This is a genomic window from Massilia mucilaginosa (assembly GCF_011682145.1).
Lineage (GTDB): Bacteria > Pseudomonadota > Gammaproteobacteria > Burkholderiales > Burkholderiaceae_D > Telluria_A > Telluria_A mucilaginosa.
Window position 1 is genome coordinate 1 of sequence record NZ_WHJH01000201.1, and the last position, 499, is coordinate 499.

General features: G+C 59.9%; 1 pseudogene. It reads left to right on the forward strand.

The features are described 5' to 3' along the window. Positions 1 to 46: 46 nt before the first annotated feature. A pseudogene (locus F2P45_RS34485) lies at positions 47 to 499 on the forward strand (hypothetical protein); the annotation flags it as partial.

Sequence of the window (499 nt, forward strand, 5' to 3'; positions counted from 1 at the left end):
CGCTTTAGTGGAATTGCCTACGATAACGAAGCAGAAGCCACCCTCGATGCAACAGCAGCCGGCCCCAGTAGTGCGACAGGAGCATCAGGAGCCAACTGCAGCACCGGAATCGCACGAGCCAGCTGCGCCGCCGGAAGAGCCGGCACCAGTTCAGCCGCAGCCGCAGCCAGAACCGGCCGTAGCGCCCGAGCCGCAGCTTTTAGCCGCGCTGCAAGAGCAGCCGGCGGCAGCTGCCTCACAGGAAAAGCCGAGCCCGGCGGCGCCCCAAGAGACAGAAATGTCCGATGGTCCTATATACGTTGATCTTAGTTTAAAAAAAGATCTACAGGAGATTTCGATAGAAAATCGGAAGGGCAACCCCCCAACCCTGCCACCAGCCGTCGCCATGATTCCCGCTGAAACGGGCATTTCGCCAACCGGCATCTGCAAGCTGCTCGGCATTGCGAAGCAAGCAGGCCACCAGCTGGAGCACGTCTATGCGATCGCCAAGCCTTACCTT